Source organism: Vibrio sp. 10N.222.55.C6, from assembly GCF_041473395.1.
Classification (GTDB): domain Bacteria; phylum Pseudomonadota; class Gammaproteobacteria; order Enterobacterales; family Vibrionaceae; genus Vibrio; species Vibrio crassostreae_C.
In genome coordinates, this window is record NZ_JBFRSD010000007.1 from 50,802 (window position 1) to 65,171 (window position 14,370).

17 protein-coding genes are annotated in these 14,370 nt (G+C 44.8%); 7 read left to right on the forward strand and 10 right to left on the reverse strand.

Going from position 1 to position 14,370, the window contains the following annotated elements:
* Positions 1-167 precede the first annotated feature (167 nt).
* Together AB4486_RS07845 and AB4486_RS07850 are read left to right on the forward strand one after the other, a co-directional pair.
* Positions 168-866, forward strand: a complete 699-nt coding sequence (locus AB4486_RS07845) for a TIGR01621 family pseudouridine synthase (protein ID WP_017060318.1) — start codon at positions 168-170, stop codon at positions 864-866.
* Between the two features lie 8 nt (positions 867-874).
* Positions 875-1,828, forward strand: a complete 954-nt coding sequence (locus tag AB4486_RS07850; RefSeq protein WP_017068057.1) for a class I SAM-dependent methyltransferase — start codon at positions 875-877, stop codon at positions 1,826-1,828.
* 93 nt (positions 1,829-1,921) lie between these two features.
* On the opposite strand, the gene AB4486_RS07855 is transcribed toward AB4486_RS07850, so the two are convergent.
* The 5 genes from AB4486_RS07855 to AB4486_RS07875 all read right to left on the reverse strand — a co-directional run bounded on the left by AB4486_RS07855 (position 1,922) and on the right by AB4486_RS07875 (position 6,892).
* The gene (locus AB4486_RS07855; protein WP_017060320.1) at positions 1,922-2,539 is read right to left on the reverse strand and encodes a CDP-alcohol phosphatidyltransferase family protein; all 618 of its coding nucleotides are present in this window, start codon (positions 2,537-2,539) and stop codon (positions 1,922-1,924) included.
* Entirely contained in the window at positions 2,529-3,179 is a 651-nt protein-coding gene (locus AB4486_RS07860; RefSeq protein WP_017065359.1) for an ATP-binding cassette domain-containing protein, read from the reverse strand. The genes AB4486_RS07855 and AB4486_RS07860 overlap by 11 nt, the downstream gene beginning before the upstream one ends.
* Positions 3,145-4,845, reverse strand: coding sequence for an ABC transporter permease (locus AB4486_RS07865; RefSeq protein ID WP_372116911.1), 1,701 nt, complete (start codon positions 4,843-4,845; stop codon positions 3,145-3,147). The genes AB4486_RS07860 and AB4486_RS07865 overlap by 35 nt, the downstream gene beginning before the upstream one ends.
* A 5-nt stretch (positions 4,846-4,850) precedes the next feature.
* Complete coding sequence (locus tag AB4486_RS07870; protein ID WP_102429178.1) at positions 4,851-6,017, reverse strand: ABC transporter substrate-binding protein; 1,167 nt, start codon at positions 6,015-6,017, stop codon at positions 4,851-4,853.
* Positions 6,018-6,445: 428 nt separating this feature from the next.
* The gene (locus AB4486_RS07875; protein ID WP_004734625.1) at positions 6,446-6,892 is read right to left on the reverse strand and encodes an META domain-containing protein; all 447 of its coding nucleotides are present in this window, start codon (positions 6,890-6,892) and stop codon (positions 6,446-6,448) included.
* Between the two features lie 188 nt (positions 6,893-7,080).
* On the opposite strand from AB4486_RS07875, the gene AB4486_RS07880 reads away from it, so the two are divergent.
* On the forward strand, positions 7,081-7,344 hold the full coding sequence (locus AB4486_RS07880; protein WP_372116912.1) for a DUF1289 domain-containing protein: 264 nt from the start codon (positions 7,081-7,083) through the stop codon (positions 7,342-7,344).
* Positions 7,345-7,453: 109 nt separating this feature from the next.
* Positions 7,454-7,621: a hypothetical protein gene (locus AB4486_RS07885; RefSeq protein ID WP_017060325.1), complete on the forward strand. Its 168-nt coding sequence runs from the start codon at positions 7,454-7,456 to the stop codon at positions 7,619-7,621.
* A gap of 57 nt (positions 7,622-7,678) precedes the next feature.
* Here the strand turns inward: AB4486_RS07885 and AB4486_RS07890 are convergent, their stop codons facing one another.
* The 3 genes from AB4486_RS07890 to AB4486_RS07900 all read right to left on the reverse strand — a co-directional run bounded on the left by AB4486_RS07890 (position 7,679) and on the right by AB4486_RS07900 (position 9,822).
* Entirely contained in the window at positions 7,679-7,981 is a 303-nt protein-coding gene (locus AB4486_RS07890) for a thiamine-binding protein (RefSeq protein ID WP_017065764.1), read from the reverse strand.
* A 127-nt stretch (positions 7,982-8,108) separates the two neighbouring features.
* Entirely contained in the window at positions 8,109-8,330 is a 222-nt protein-coding gene (locus AB4486_RS07895) for a hypothetical protein (RefSeq protein WP_017057116.1), read from the reverse strand.
* Positions 8,331-8,583: 253 nt separating this feature from the next.
* Positions 8,584-9,822 (reverse strand): DEAD/DEAH box helicase, encoded by a 1,239-nt coding sequence (locus AB4486_RS07900; RefSeq protein WP_371725014.1) that lies wholly within the window; start codon positions 9,820-9,822, stop codon positions 8,584-8,586.
* A gap of 209 nt (positions 9,823-10,031) precedes the next feature.
* Between AB4486_RS07900 and AB4486_RS07905 the strand changes: the two genes are divergently transcribed.
* Both AB4486_RS07905 and AB4486_RS07910 read left to right on the forward strand, forming a co-directional pair.
* A complete protein-coding gene (locus tag AB4486_RS07905) occupies positions 10,032-10,658 on the forward strand; it encodes a LysE family translocator (RefSeq protein WP_017060328.1) in 627 nt (208 codons plus the stop codon).
* 267 nt (positions 10,659-10,925) lie between these two features.
* The gene (locus AB4486_RS07910; RefSeq protein ID WP_017060329.1) at positions 10,926-11,282 is read left to right on the forward strand and encodes a hypothetical protein; all 357 of its coding nucleotides are present in this window, start codon (positions 10,926-10,928) and stop codon (positions 11,280-11,282) included.
* Between the two features lie 142 nt (positions 11,283-11,424).
* Here the strand turns inward: AB4486_RS07910 and AB4486_RS07915 are convergent, their stop codons facing one another.
* Together AB4486_RS07915 and AB4486_RS07920 are read right to left on the reverse strand one after the other, a co-directional pair.
* Positions 11,425-12,549: a M14-type cytosolic carboxypeptidase gene (locus tag AB4486_RS07915; RefSeq protein WP_017060330.1), complete on the reverse strand. Its 1,125-nt coding sequence runs from the start codon at positions 12,547-12,549 to the stop codon at positions 11,425-11,427.
* Between the two features lie 133 nt (positions 12,550-12,682).
* Positions 12,683-12,958 carry a nitrogenase-stabilizing/protective protein NifW gene (locus tag AB4486_RS07920; protein WP_136979680.1) on the reverse strand — a complete coding sequence of 92 codons (276 nt, stop codon included), beginning with the start codon at positions 12,956-12,958 and terminating at the stop codon, positions 12,683-12,685.
* Between the two features lie 307 nt (positions 12,959-13,265).
* Here AB4486_RS07920 and AB4486_RS07925 point away from each other — a divergent pair, with 307 nt between their 5' ends.
* On the forward strand, positions 13,266-14,360 hold the full coding sequence (locus AB4486_RS07925; RefSeq protein WP_372116914.1) for a NapC/NirT family cytochrome c: 1,095 nt from the start codon (positions 13,266-13,268) through the stop codon (positions 14,358-14,360).
* Positions 14,361-14,370: the final 10 nt, after the last annotated feature.

Consider the following 14,370-nt stretch of genomic DNA (forward strand, 5'->3'; position numbering starts at 1 on the left):
TGGTTCTATTTACCTATTGGTAATCGAGTAAAGACCACGCACTGATCGCTAGTTGCTGAAAAGAAGCCCAACGATTCAATATTTATTGAGTGAGTTGGGCTTTTTCGTAGCTGGAATCTGGGTTCAGACGAGGTATACTCCACGTTCTACAATGGAGCTAGCCTTTAATGTTCGATATTCTTCTGAACCACTCTGATTTTTTACTTATCAATAAGCACCCTGGAGTCAGCGTCCACAAAGACGATGGCGATACCATGTTGCTTCAAGAAGTTGCTAAGGCAATTAATGAGCCTAAGCTGTATCTCGTTCATCGACTAGATAAAATGACTTCGGGCATTCTGCTGCTGGCAAAAAATGCGTCGGCGGCGAGCGAGCTTTCACAGCTATTTGCAAAGCGTGAAGTAGAGAAATACTACCTTGCGATCGGTTCTAAGAAGCCAAAGAAAAAGCAAGGTTTGATCTCAGGAGACATGGAGCGCTCACGACGCTCAAGTTGGAAACTTCTGACATCCAAAGAGAACCCTGCGATTACTCAGTTTTTATCAGCAACGGCTGAACCCGGTGAGCGTCTGCTGTTATGCAAACCCTATACGGGGCGAACTCACCAGATCCGTGTCGCGATGAAGTCGATCGGCTCAGCCATTGTTGGTGACCCTATTTATAATCCATCGAGTGAGGCTGACAGAGGTTATCTACATGCCTTCGCGATTCGATTTGCCTATCAATCACAAGCCTACGAATATGTCTGCGATCCAAGAAGCCTAAACTCCTTGGGTGAGAAGTGGCATCAAGAAACCGTGTCGAACGGTTTGGACAGTTGGCTTGAACCTTGGTCATTAACTTGGCCAAAGCTAAACACTAAGTGAGTGAAATAATGGAAGCATCAGCTTTACCTCTGTTTTTTAGTCATATTGAACAGCAACTTAATGAAGTACCAAACGAACTACGCCGTATTTTCCACGGGCGCGGTAAGTTTTGGCCTGGTCTAGAGCAACTGACATGTGACTGGGTTGATGGACAGCTACTGGTTAACGTGTTTAAAGAAGTCGACGATGAATTCTTGTCATCTCTTAAAGCTGGATTGGTTGAACTCACCAACAAAGATATCTGGCAATCAAAGCAGGGCACAAGCATTGTTCTGCAACACCGTTATGCCGATGGTGCGCCTTCAGAGGTTCTATGGGGTGAGTTGAATGACTCTCCGGTTGTGGTTGAGCATGGCCTTAAGTACCAATTAGACATTGGCCGTAATCAGAACTTCGGTTTGTTCCTAGACATGCGTAATGGTCGTCAGTGGGTACAAGATAATGCCAAGGATAAGAACGTTCTTAACCTGTTTGCATACACTTGTGGTTTCTCTGTCGCGGCTATCGCTGGTGGCGCTCGTCAATGCATGAACGTGGACATGTCACGTGGCTCGTTGAATAAAGGCCGCGATAACCACCGTCTGAATGAACACGATATGCGCTCGGTTAACTTCCTTGGCTACGATATCTTTAAGTCGTGGGGGAAAATCAAGAAGGGCGGTCCTTACGAGCTCGTTATCATCGATCCACCTTCGTTCCAAAAAGGCAGCTTTGCTCTAACCAAAGATTACAAAAAAATCTTACGTCGTTTGCCTGAACTTCTAACTGAAGGCGGTGAAGTGATTGCGTGTGTGAACTCACCAGCAGTATCACCAAACTTCCTGATTGAGACGATGGCAGAAGAAGCACCAAGCGTTGAGTTCATTGAGCGTCTGGACAACCCGCCTGAGTTTGTCGATGTCGACCTTGATTCAAGCCTAAAGGTATTGAGGTTTAAAATCACGGCTTCAGCTGAAGCTTGATGTCATGATTTAGCGGGCATTATCCATACTAATATAGAAAACGCCGCTCACAATGAGCGGCGTTTTTATAGGTGCAAGAAACTAACTCATTTATTAACTAGCTTGGTTTTTTAGTGTCTGAAAACCAAAATAAATACGCATGAACGTGGTTAGCCAACAAGCTGCACCAAAGGTGTAAGCGATAACCGCAAAGTGTTGAGGCCAAATACAAAACGCGATGAAACAAGCGATGGTTTCAGTGCCTTCGGTTAGCCCTGACATGTAGTACAGAGACTTATGCTTATAGACTGGGTTTTCAATGCCTCGCTTGCCTGCCATAACCGCAAACGCTAAAAAGCTGCTGCCTGTGCCGATAAAAGAGAAGATCAAAAATGCACCGGCAATGGCGTTGTGTTCTGGGTTGGCAATGACAAATCCAAAAGGGATCAGCGAGTAGAATAGGAAATCTAGGCTGATATCGAGGAAACCGCCCGCATCACTAATGCCTTGGATTCGAGCCAAGGCTCCATCAAGCCCATCACATACTCTATTAAACACAATGAAGCCTAACGCCCACTCATATTGTTGAAATGCCAACGCTGGAAACGCTAAACACCCAATCAGAAATCCGAATAACGTGGTTTGATTGGCCGTGATACCCAATTGGTTTAGTAACTTAGCAGACTGATTTAATGGCCACTTAATGACCTTAATGGAGTACTTATCCAGCATGGTTACTTCTCCATGGCCAAGACAGTACTTCTGCCCCTTGAGGTACATCGGCTTCGTCGTGCGTGACCATTAATGTAGGGATATTCGCTTTGGTCAGCTGTTCGAAGACCCAATCGCGAAATTGTGCTCTGAGCTCTTGGTCTAACTTACTGAACGGTTCGTCAAGCAGGGCGAGTTTAGGCTTGGCTAACAACATACGAGTCAAGCTTATTCTTGCGCGTTGACCGCCGGATATTTGATCCGGGAAAGATTCAGCTAAGTGAGTTAGCTCTATGTCTTTTAGTGCAGCCATTGCTTGTTTTTGGCGAGCGGAACCTTTAACAGAGTTCGGTAACGAAAAGGCCAAGTTTTCCCATACTTTGAGGTGCGGAAACAACAAGTCATCTTGAAACAAAATACCGACTTCACGCTGATGTGATGGAAGCTCGTCGAGCTGAATATTGTTCAACACAACGGTGCCAGAGTACGAAAACTCTTCACTTAAGTGACCAGCAATCGCATCCAGTAAGGTCGACTTTCCGCAGCCACTCGGCCCCATCAAAGCCAGTATTTGGCCAGATTCTAATGTGACGTTTAGCGCTGAGAACAGCGAATCTCCATCGGTTTTACGGATGGCGAGGTCGTTGAGGTACAGACTCATTACTTAGGAAACCTTTAAAAGTAAGACGGCGATATCTGAGTTGAAGTCGGCTGACTAATATCGCTAAAGAGAAAAAGAACAGAGGCAATAGGGCCTGCCAAATGGCATAGATTGCTGTCACCCTGCGGTCGAAACCACTGGTAAGTGCAACGGCTTCTGTGGTGATCGTGCTAATACGGCCCGCGCCGAGCATTAATGTTGGAAGGTATTGGGCCAAACTCACGCTGATCCCGACCGCCCAAGCAAAGGCAATCGCAGGAAGCAAGATTGGTAGTTTGATCGAATACCAACTCTGAAATGGCGATTTACCTAGGCTCAGCGAGGCTTTAATCAACCCATCATTGAAGCTTTTCCACGGGCCATCCAAAGACAGATACACGAACGGGAAAGCAAAGAAAACATGCGCCCAAACCACCCAGAACTCATAGGCACTACTGCCGATGTAGAGGGTCGTGACTTGCATACCAAACAACACTGAAAGCTGTGGTATTAGCATTGGAATAGCGATAATGAAGCCCGGAACTTGCCACTTGTATTTGATTCTGTATTCGTGAGCCACCAGCGCAAGCAACAAAGCGACTGAAGCGGCAATCAGACCAATCCATAAGCTTTGACCCACAGTACTCATGATGGCATCCCACTCGAACTCCCAGAAGCGCATGTTGTAGCGGCTCGGCAGTAAATCAGGGAAGCGCCAACGCTGAGCAACGCTCCAAATTACCATTAAAGGAATGATCAGCAGTGAAAGGCTAGCAAGGACAGTGAATACCGTTTTCCCCGGAAGGTTTGCCCCTGTTCTTCCGGAATACTGCCAAGTTCGAAAGTACTTAAGAACCGCCCATTCAACTAAACGCGCCAAGGCGATGATCAACGAAGCTAAACCAAACAAAACGATGGCACCAGCAGCAGCTCGCGGAAGTAGGTTAAGATCCGGATCGTTGAACCATTGCCATACCAAAACGGCAAAGGTCGGCGGGTTGGTTGGGCCTATGATCAAAGCAATATCGACAACCGAGACACTGTAAGCGAGTACCGCCAGCATTGGGAAACGAAGCTTGGTAAACCATTGTGGGAAAATACATTTCCACCAGATCTGAGCGCGGCTGTAACCGAGCGATGCACTGACCTTGGTGATACGCTCTACATCAATTTGCTGAAGTATCGAAATGCTCATCAGCAATAAGAAGGGGACTTCTTTGAGTGCGAGCATAATAATTAAGCCGAACGCGTATGGGTCTTTCACCAATAACGCCAATTCAGAGCTGGTAGCCGATTCGCCGAGCAAGTGATGTACCGCTCTTGCGCCAAGCCCCGTTGGACTAAACAGAAAAGCAAAGCCGATAGCGAAAGCTACATGTGGAATGGCAAGCATTGGCGATAGCGTAAACTCAATCTTTCTCCAAAACTTGTTTCCCCAAGAGGCTTGAAGAATACAAAAGGTCAGGAAGCAGGCTATATAGCTGCTTGCAATTGCTGAACCTAGGCTTAAGCCAATAGAGTGCCAAGCCCCTTCCCATTGAAAGACTTGGCTAAAACCGTTGAGTGTCGGCTCCTCTAAACCAAGGGGCGGGATGAAACTCAGTGACGAAGCCACGACTCCCGCTACCCCAGGAATGGTCGGGATAATGCATACAGCTATAACAACAAAATATAGAGCGCGTAGCATGAAGACTAGTTACCGTATCGCTTAAGCCACTCTTTCTCGAGCGCGTTTTGCCAGCTAGGGTGTGGTTCATCAACCGATTTAAATTGCTGGGTGTTTTTAGCGCTGCCAGTGAGGTACTTGCTGCTCAGAACCGAAGGATCGCCCCAAACATTGAGGTCCCCCTTGCGAGACTGTGCTTCAGGGCTCAGTAAGAAGTTAATGGTCACTTGAGCACCCGCGGTTGCATTGGCGTTCCAAGGAATCGCAAGGAAGTGAATGTTAGATAGAGCGCCGCTTTCTAGAGCATAAGCCTTAGTGGTTTCGGCTAAGCGACCACTGGCTTGTGCTGAATAAACAGAGTTTGGATTAAACGTAATCGCGAGATCGATCTGTCCGTCATCCAGAAGTTGGATGCTTTCCGATGTGCCTGCTGGGAACTGCTTTCCACCGCGCCACGCCACTTTATGGAATTTATCTAAGTAAGCCCACAGTGGTGCCGTTACTTCTTGGAAGTTGTCTTCTGAAACCGGCTGAGCCAGCGCAGGGTTATTGTTTGTTAGTTCAATCAGTAGTGACTTAATGAAGCTCGTGCCATGAAACTCTGGTGGGCGAGGGTAGCTTAAGCGGTTCGGGAAAGCCTGAGCGTAGCTTAACATCTCAGAGAATGATTGTGGCGGGTTGTGAAGTGTTTCTTGGTCATGAATGAACACCAGTTGTCCCACGCCCCACGGTGCTTCTAAGCCTTCTGTCGGCTCTGAGAAATCGACATCAATTGGCAGAGACTTATCGACATACTGCCAATTTGGAAGTGATTCCGTAAATGGCCCAAACAATAGCGCGTTGTCTTTCATCGAACGGAAGTTCTCGCCATTAATCCAGACGATATCGACGCTGCCTTCACTGTTCTTTCCTGCCGCTTTTTCAGCAAGCAGTCGAGTGGTGGTTTCCGCAATATCGGTCACTTTCACATGCTTTAACGTGACACCGTGGTCACTTTGTAATTTCTTGCCTGCCCACTGTAGGTAACGATTGATCTCTTGGCTTCCGCCCCAAGCGTGAAAGTAGACAGTTTCTCCCTCTGCCTGCTGTTCTATTTGGTTCCAGCTGTCGATGGATGTTGCTTCATCAGCATAAATGGTTGCGCTGTATGCAACGGTTGCCATGATTCCTAACGTACTTACTATCTTGTTCATAAACTTTTCCATTTGGTAGTGAACGGGCAAGAGCATTGTATTTTCGAACTCCCTAGTGCGTATTGACCCTTCGTGGTTAACGAAAGATCAACATGCCCTAATAGTTATTCTATCTGTTTCTGAAATAAATTCTAATTCAACAGTAAATTCAATCAATTACTTGAGAACAAGCAGGGAGTTCGCGGTCGAGTTTTGTTCGATACGTAATCATCTCGAAAACTCGACAGACTCTAGGCTTTTGCCATCCTAGCAACAGACCGCTGAACCGTTGAATTTATTGCATCTAAATGAGAGATTTTTGAGGTTTATTGGAGGTTGGTACGAAAAGTCGGCGATGAGCGTCAATTTTGAAGAAGTAGTGAGGGCAAGCTGACAATAAAAAAGGAGCCATCAGGCTCCTTTAATCAGTATTTGGTTTCGATGACGGATTAGTTTACCCAGTCACGAATTGTGTACGTTAGCGTGTGTACATCGTTTTTCAGTACTAGCGTATCGTTTGTTAGCGTTACGTCGCTCCACTCGCTTAGAGTAGCAGAAACCGATTGTTCGATTTCCATCGCAGAGCCGTGACACATTTTCATTGTCATGCCCATTTGCTTGATACGGAATTGACCGTCTTTCAGCTCGCCTTGACCGAAGAAGTTGTTACAACCAGCCATGCCGTTTGCAGTCATCTTTTCGCCGATCTCTAGACGAGGAGCTGCTTGGTCTTCGCTTTTCACAATGTCCTTGCCATCAATTTGCGCAAGTTCCCAATTATGGTGCTGTAGATCGGTTGGTGTTACTTGCATCGCGTTGTCACCTGTTGTTGTGCATGCTGCTAGCATCATAGGTAAAGCGGCTACTGCTAGTAATTTTTTTGAACTAAACTTCATATTATAAGGCTCCAAAGGAAAGAACGAAGTTACCGGATAAGTGTAACTTGATGGGTTCAAAGTATAGTTTACAAAACACTATATGTGTCAGTATAAGGTCATAGTTTAGTATGGATTTCACGAGCCAGGCGACAAATTAATCGCTTATTTTTGAGAGAGTAAGCGTAATTTTGAATGTGTAAGGAGGCATGGTGGAGCAGTTAGAGTTTTTCCAAGTTCCAAGCCCTTGCGTTGGGGTTTGTTCAAGCGATGACAAAGGCTATTGCAACGGTTGTATGCGCAAGAGAGAAGAGCGCTTTAATTGGATGTCGATGACACCGTCAGAACAATTGCACGTGATAAAGCTGTGTCGTCAGCGCTATAGAAGAAAAATAATGAATCAAAAAAACTTGATTGGTAAGCAGGTCGATGAAGAGGGAAATACCAGTCCCCCAAGAGATCTTTTTGGCTAAAGAGGAAGTATTTAGATTTTATTTAACTCCGAAGTAACTATTACTTTACATAATGGTTGGGGTGTAATATTAAAGTAGGTACCTTTGTACCTGAAGGAGTGGTGTCGGTATGAATAAAAAGAACGTAAAAATCAAAAAAGAGCCAGTCAAAGCACTTGACCGAAAACCGATCGGGGCAAAAGATGACCCTGAAGAGACTCCGCGTGATTGGCATTCGATGTCAGAAGAAGAACGAATGGAAATCCTTTCTCACCTCTCAGACATGCCTTTCCAATAACACCACTGGTTCTTCAGAGCCTTTCTTAAAGCTCAGTTTTCAGAAACAAAAATGTGATTAAACAAACATGTGATTCGCTTTCGTTACACCACGATGGTACGTGCAAAATGTATCATCGGCCTCGGTGGTTTTACTGTGAATCTTAATGTTTGTGATCACTTCTACCGCCCCTGCATCGTAGCAAGCTTGTTCTGCTTTTTTAACGATATCGAGTAATTGGTTGAGTTCACCTTTCATCGTAGTTTCCATCGCACCGACTTGGAAAGGCACATCGGCAGCTTTCACAACTTCAATGGCTTTATCAACCACTTCGAAGTTGTTGCCTTCTTTAACGCGAGGTATCACTTGGAAGGCAACCATCACTTCTTTTTCTCTTTTTAACTCAGACACTTTCTGCTTACTCTAGGATAGGGAATTGTTGCAGATGATAGGTTAATTCGGAGACGAATTCTACAGCGATTATGCTGGTTGGATTACTCTCTTTGTCCTACTTGTTACCCCAGTGGTCACTTACCCAACCACCTATGTGCTCATCAAAATGACTGCCACTGAACCTCTGGTTGCGTTCAACCGAAGTATCACAATCATCTTTATTATCTATTAGGGTTTGTATGTAGTTTGCCATCGGGTCATTGGAACGTTGACGATCTCGGCGAGTTGCCACTTCCTTAATCAGTTGTAATCGATATGTAGAGCTAGCACGTTTCATTTCAATGACCTCCTGTTGTAGACACTAATAGAAAAATCTAGTTGCTAGATATAGGGGCGTCAACGTGATTTAAGAGTATTTTTTTTGAGCAACCAAGAATCAATACGTTGGCATCATAATTCACAAAAGTGTCATTTAAGTTGGCAACTTTAGGGAAGTTTTTGGGTGTGAATTTGTATTTTGTTGCATATAAAAAAGCCCAGTACAAACTGAGCTGACCATTCTATTTCTGGTTACTTAGAGTTATTTCTGGTTACTTAGAGCTATTTGGTTTGCTTTTAAATTGCTTAATGCTTTTCTTTTTAGCTGTTCTTCGATTGGCCATTTTATCTTTAGGTGGACGCTTGCGAGCGGTCGTTTCAGATGCAGGTTTGTCGGTAACCGGGAAACCCTCTAATGGTTGCAGCACTAACGGCTTATTGGTCAAGGTGCGAATCGCATTGAGGTAGTCAGTTTCGCTGTGGCTAACCAGAGAGACCGCGCAGCCAGTACTTCCTGCTCTTGCTGTACGACCAACGCGGTGTACGTAAGTTGCTGAGTGAGAAGGTAATTCGAAGTTAATTACGACAGGTAACTGATCAATATGAATGCCTCTAGCCATCACGTCTGTCGCGATAAGCACACGAGTCTCGCCATTTTTGAAACTTTCTAATGCTTGCTCTCGTTCTTCTTGGCTCTTATTTCCATGTAACGCACTCACACTGATTTTGGCTTTATTCAATCGTTTGGTTAATGCATCGGCATTGTCTTTTGCGCCAATAAATACCAATACTTGCGGCCATGTGTGTTGATTGAGTAGTGCGATGAGCGCTTGAGCTTTACTGCCTTTGTTCACTAAATACAGGGTTTCTTCAATAGTCGCGACCACGCTGTTTTCTTGATGTGTCGTGACTTTAACTGGATTTAAAAGAAGCTCTTCAGCTTGCCCTACTAATTCGGGCGGAAGTGTCGCAGAGAACAACAGTGACTGACGTTTGCTCGGTAGTGCTGAAGTAATCGCTTGAACATCTGGCCAAAAGCCCATGTCGATCAGGCGGTCGGCTTCATCAAGAACCAATGATGAACACTGAGCGACATCCAGTTCATCACTTTTGATTAAAGCAAGTAAGCGGCCCGGTGTGGCGATGGCTAATTGTGGTTTAGTCGATAATTGTTGCTGTTGATCATCAGTATTTACGCCGCCCGTTAGCGTTACCAATTTGATATCAAGCGCTGTTGCGATCGGCTCTAAAGATTTGGTCACTTGAGATGCAAGTTCACGGGTTGGAACAATGATCAGTGCTTGCAGTTCATTCACATCTTGGTTGATGTTATTCAGTAACGGTAAGCCAAACGCCAATGTTTTACCGCTGCCCGTTTGAGCCAATGCAAGTACGTCTTTCCCCGCAATAATGGTAGGAATTACCGCTTGCTGTATCTCTGTTGGCTTATTGAATTGAGATGGGAGCGCGGAGACGGTTTTTGCGTTAAGGGTTAGGCTAGCAAATGACATAAATGAACCAAGTATCAAAAGGGAGGTGGAGTCTAACAGGGCTACAAATGTTAGAGAATCAGTTTTGTATGTTAGACGATAAACACATTCATTATACGCGCGAATTATGTATGTTAGCCATACGCGATAATTAAGCGTTTATCATATTGTAATGGCACTGAATGGACGTACAATGTCCGCCCTAAAAATGTTCATGAAATGAGATCGAAATGAGTTGGGACAGTATCTGGCTGTTTATCGTTATCGTGTTTTTTATTGCCATTATCCCGGGCCCAAATGCGCTGTTGGTATTAAGCACAGCCTTAACTCAAAGGAAGCTGTTCGCATTTGTGAACGTGTTGGGCGTGTCATGTGGTTTCTTTTTTCATGCCTTTATCTCGGCTAACGGCATAAGCTTATTACTGTCGAACACTCCCATGGCCTTTGAAGGGCTAAAGTGGGCTGGGGTTTTGTATCTTGTCTGGCTTGGGTATAACCATTTTCGTGCGGCGCTGCGCGCTCAAGAGGGCGTGCTCTCTGTGGTCAGTGCATCGGGAAGTAAGCTTTATAAGCAATTTTTCAAAGGGCTTCTCACTAATCTACTGAATCCTAAAATTGTCCTGTTTTATCTTTCTATATTCCCTCAATTTGTTTCAACAGATGCGATTGTGACAGACAGTTTGATACTTGGTGCAATTCAAGCGTCAGTGGTGTCGATGTGGTTCTTAGTTGTGATCTTAATGGCGGATACCTTTAAGCGCTTGTTAGTTCAAAAGCGCACCTCGCAAATGATGAACATTGTGTGTGGGATTCTATTCGTGGGCTTCAGCATTCAGTTGGCATTGTTTCAGCTTTAGGGTGCGATGCGAAGAATTGGGTTTTTAGCTATTGGTTCAGTTCATTTCCGGCTTAGTTCTCGTTTCCATCTTAGTTTTCATTTCCGATTCAGTTCTCATTTTTTACTGAATGCTAAGCAATCAGTGTTTCTCTGTATAAATCTCTAAAGCATTAGCTCGGGAAGTCGATATAATTATTAGCTATCAATTTGGTGAATGTGTTTATTTGAGACCAATTGAAGCTACAGCCTATTGCTTGACCGAAATAACAGAGACAGGGAGTCACCAATGCGTGAAGATTCATTCACCCAGAAACGCAAATATTACCGCTTAAAGTACCCTCAAAAGGCTCGTCCGGTGATGCGAATTAAGGATGAGCTTTTTCATGTCAGCGAAGTTTCTGAAAAGGGTGTACGCCTGATGATGCGTAACATCATTCCGGTTTATCGTGGCTTTTCAATGGCCGGCACCTTGAGGTTGCATGACAACAACAGTATCGATATTAGCGGTGCTGTATTGCGACAAGAAGGTGACGAAGTGATCGTTCAGTTATCACAAGGCCCAAGCTTCAAAGATATGGTGTCTGAACAACGCCACATTAGGCAAAGATACCCAGTGTTTTTTGCTAGCCTCAGAGTGGCATAGAAAGCTTTTAAAGTTAGATTCACTCATCCAAGCCGATATTAAAAAACCAGCACTTTCACAAGTGCTGGGCTTTGTTCTATCTATAGCCCAGATTCTTATAAACCAAAGGCGATACAGGTAAAGCTAATGAGCTTAGTTCGCCTTATAGCTCGTCTACTGTAGCCCAAACTGCGGCTAGCATATCGTGACCAAACGCGACACTTCGTTCTGGAGACCAGCCGTAAAGTTCGTCAGCGTGACTGATGTGATCTTTAAATGGCATCTCGACGGTGTAAGCCAAACACTTGAATTGCTCACCAATCCAGTTTGTGCCAACTGTCATGTTTGCTTTGCCTGGTTCGTCTTTATCGTAACCAAATTCATCTTGGAACTCTGGCGTGATAGTGAGCAGTGCTTGCTTGAAGTGGCTCTCTAGCTTCGCGATGCGCTCGTTGTAAGAAGGTGTGCCTTCGCTACCTGCTACAAAGTTATATGGAATCGCTTCGTCGCCGTGAATATCTAGACACAGGTCAACGCCCGTTTCCAGCATACGCTCGCGAACAAGGAATACCTCTGGGCTGCGTTCCATAGAAGGTGATTGCCATTCACGGTTCAGGTTTACGCCAATCGCGTTAGTACGCAGGTGACCGCGGATGCTGCCATCTGGGTTCATGTTTGGTACAACTCTGAACACAACGCTGTCTAGAAGAGAGCGACCAACCGTATCTGTTTCATCAAGTAGGCGTTGTAGCAGGCCTTCGATCAGCCATTCAGCCATCGTCTCGCCAGGGTGTTGGCGACCAATAACCCAGATGTTTTTCTTCTCTTCACTTGGCTCGCCGATGGTTAGCAAAGTGATGTCGTTGTTGTCTAGCGTCTGACCTAGAGTTTCAAGCTTACAAGCAGGGTGCGTTTGAGCATTGTGCAGAAGATCTTGGTGACGATCGTATGAGTACGGCGCGAAGTACGCGAAGTACATTGAATCGTGTTCAGGGATGATATCGAAGCTTAATGTATCGCCATCGAACTGAGATGGGATACGGAACCACTCTTCACGGTCATACGATGCAACTACATCGTAATCTTTCCAGCCTTCAGGGTAGGCAGATGTTGCCAATTGACCGATTTCAAAGTGGTGAGATTGTTGAGCTTCACTTTCTAAGCGGAAGTGAAACCACTGAGAGATTTCAGTTTGGTAGTCTGCTGGGATCGTCAGTTGAATGTTTTGTGGTGAATCTGCAGAAACGACGTGAATGTTGCCGCTTTCGAAATTGCTGAAAATTTTCATTGTAGTTTTTATCGTAGTTGAGTTGCCGTAAGACTAGCACACTTTTTTTCGAGCAAACCACTAACTAAATCGTAATGAGATGTTATTTCAACTATCTACTTTTTAGTTCTCTACTTTGAGCAGTACTTCCTATCTATCGACGCTGACAAGTTGTACACCCACGACAGGCTGAACGTGTGTGGCGATCTAACTTGCTGCGTTGAACCTTACAATAAGCGTTTTTCAGCGCTCTTCTTCCTGAGAACCAATCATCGGGTTTCGATAGGATCAGATAACCATTAAAGCGCTTCACAAGCTCTATTCTATTTTGGTCGATAAACTTGCTATCAAAGCCAATTTCGAAGTAATCAAGCGCTTGTTCGATGGCGGTGAAACTCGCTATTTTTTGTTGGAATTCTGTTTGGTTCATTGAGTGAGGAGTTTATGAAAAATAGATAGCCAATATTGTAATAGATTTACAATTTACTTCTTTGACTTAGAAAGCCGTTTTGTCTCGTTGATGTTAGATTAATCAATAATAGATATTTAACCGTCGATTCTTATTTGGTGGGCGATTGTATCTGGTGGGGAATAATTTCGTGAAGTGCCCTTGGGTTCTCATAAAGGTTCAATCTTTGTTCCTCAGAATGCGATTTATGATCCAAATCAAACTGATCTACCCCTAAAGTACTATTCTGATCTTAATTGTAACCAATTGTTGAAGATGATTAAGAATTATGACAATAAAAAAACGTTATATCGCACTAATAGCGGCGGTTGGTATAGGTATTGGTTGGTTAACCTTAGGGGGAACTGCAGCCGTTATGCACTATACATCGAGCACTGAGTTTTGTGTTTCTTGCCACACAATGGAAGCACCCCACAAAGAATACCAAGGTTCTGTACACTTCAGTAACGCAAAAGGCATTCGAGCTGAATGTGCCGATTGCCACATTCCAACTGATCCGATTGACTACGTGATCACCAAAGTAAGAGCGTCCAAAGACATCTACCACGAATTTATTTCAGGTAAGATAGACACGCCTGAGAAATATGAAGCACACCGTGAAGAGATGGCTGAGACAGTTTGGGCTCAATTCCGCGAGAATGACTCAGCGACTTGTCGCTCTTGTCACGAATTCGATGCAATGGAAGAGTTCGAGCAATCTCGTGATGCAGCAAAAATGCATGCTTATGGTCGCGAAAATAACCAAACGTGTATCGATTGTCACAAAGGCGTTGCACATTTTGCTCCTGAAGCTCAGCTAGATAGCAAAGCGTTCGATACCCTGATCGCATTTACGAAAAACACGCCAGCAGATGCGAAAGTGGTTTACCCAGTAACCGATATCGCAATGGGTGACTTCGGCAGTGTAAACCCAACAGCAGAACTGCAAGTGGTCAAGGCTGAAGGCGACAACCGTACTGTGACTTTGAATGCATTCCAAATGAAAGGTGCAGAGCAAGTGCTTTACTTCGGTGAAGGCCAACGTGCAATCGTTGCGACATTGACAGACAAAGGTCAAGAAGCACTGACTACTGGTGACTATAAAGCCGATGCTTACGGTAACGAGTGGCGTTCAGTTGCGCTAACGGGTGATATCACTTCTCCAGTTGTCGATAAACTAGACCCAATCTGGTCTTACGCAGAAGAGTTGGACAACGTTTACTGTGCAACGTGTCACGCGAAAATTCCTTCAAACCACTTCACTGTGAATGCTTGGGGACCTGTTGCGAAAAGTATGGGCGACCGTACAGACATTTCTGAGCAAAACCTTGAGCTGCTGACTAAGTACTTCCAAACCCACGCGAAAGACGTTGTTGGTCACTAAAGAGAATTAG

Bases quoted from the DNA above. Each gene is read 5' to 3' on its own strand.
- AB4486_RS07845 (WP_017060318.1), top strand. From the start codon at position 168: ATGTTCGATATTCTTCTGAACCACTCTGATTTTTTACTTATCAATAAG.
- AB4486_RS07850 (WP_017068057.1), top strand. From the start codon at position 875: ATGGAAGCATCAGCTTTACCTCTGTTTTTTAGTCATATTGAACAGCAA.
- AB4486_RS07855 (WP_017060320.1), bottom strand. From the start codon at position 2,539: ATGCTGGATAAGTACTCCATTAAGGTCATTAAGTGGCCATTAAATCAG.
- AB4486_RS07860 (WP_017065359.1), bottom strand. From the start codon at position 3,179: ATGAGTCTGTACCTCAACGACCTCGCCATCCGTAAAACCGATGGAGAT.
- AB4486_RS07865 (WP_372116911.1), bottom strand. From the start codon at position 4,845: ATGCTACGCGCTCTATATTTTGTTGTTATAGCTGTATGCATTATCCCG.
- AB4486_RS07870 (WP_102429178.1), bottom strand. From the start codon at position 6,017: ATGAACAAGATAGTAAGTACGTTAGGAATCATGGCAACCGTTGCATAC.
- AB4486_RS07875 (WP_004734625.1), bottom strand. From the start codon at position 6,892: ATGAAGTTTAGTTCAAAAAAATTACTAGCAGTAGCCGCTTTACCTATG.
- AB4486_RS07880 (WP_372116912.1), top strand. From the start codon at position 7,081: ATGGTGGAGCAGTTAGAGTTTTTCCAAGTTCCAAGCCCTTGCGTTGGG.
- AB4486_RS07885 (WP_017060325.1), top strand. From the start codon at position 7,454: ATGAATAAAAAGAACGTAAAAATCAAAAAAGAGCCAGTCAAAGCACTT.
- AB4486_RS07890 (WP_017065764.1), bottom strand. From the start codon at position 7,981: ATGGTTGCCTTCCAAGTGATACCTCGCGTTAAAGAAGGCAACAACTTC.
- AB4486_RS07895 (WP_017057116.1), bottom strand. From the start codon at position 8,330: ATGAAACGTGCTAGCTCTACATATCGATTACAACTGATTAAGGAAGTG.
- AB4486_RS07900 (WP_371725014.1), bottom strand. From the start codon at position 9,822: ATGTCATTTGCTAGCCTAACCCTTAACGCAAAAACCGTCTCCGCGCTC.
- AB4486_RS07905 (WP_017060328.1), top strand. From the start codon at position 10,032: ATGAGTTGGGACAGTATCTGGCTGTTTATCGTTATCGTGTTTTTTATT.
- AB4486_RS07910 (WP_017060329.1), top strand. From the start codon at position 10,926: ATGCGTGAAGATTCATTCACCCAGAAACGCAAATATTACCGCTTAAAG.
- AB4486_RS07915 (WP_017060330.1), bottom strand. From the start codon at position 12,549: ATGAAAATTTTCAGCAATTTCGAAAGCGGCAACATTCACGTCGTTTCT.
- AB4486_RS07920 (WP_136979680.1), bottom strand. From the start codon at position 12,958: ATGAACCAAACAGAATTCCAACAAAAAATAGCGAGTTTCACCGCCATC.
- AB4486_RS07925 (WP_372116914.1), top strand. From the start codon at position 13,266: ATGACAATAAAAAAACGTTATATCGCACTAATAGCGGCGGTTGGTATA.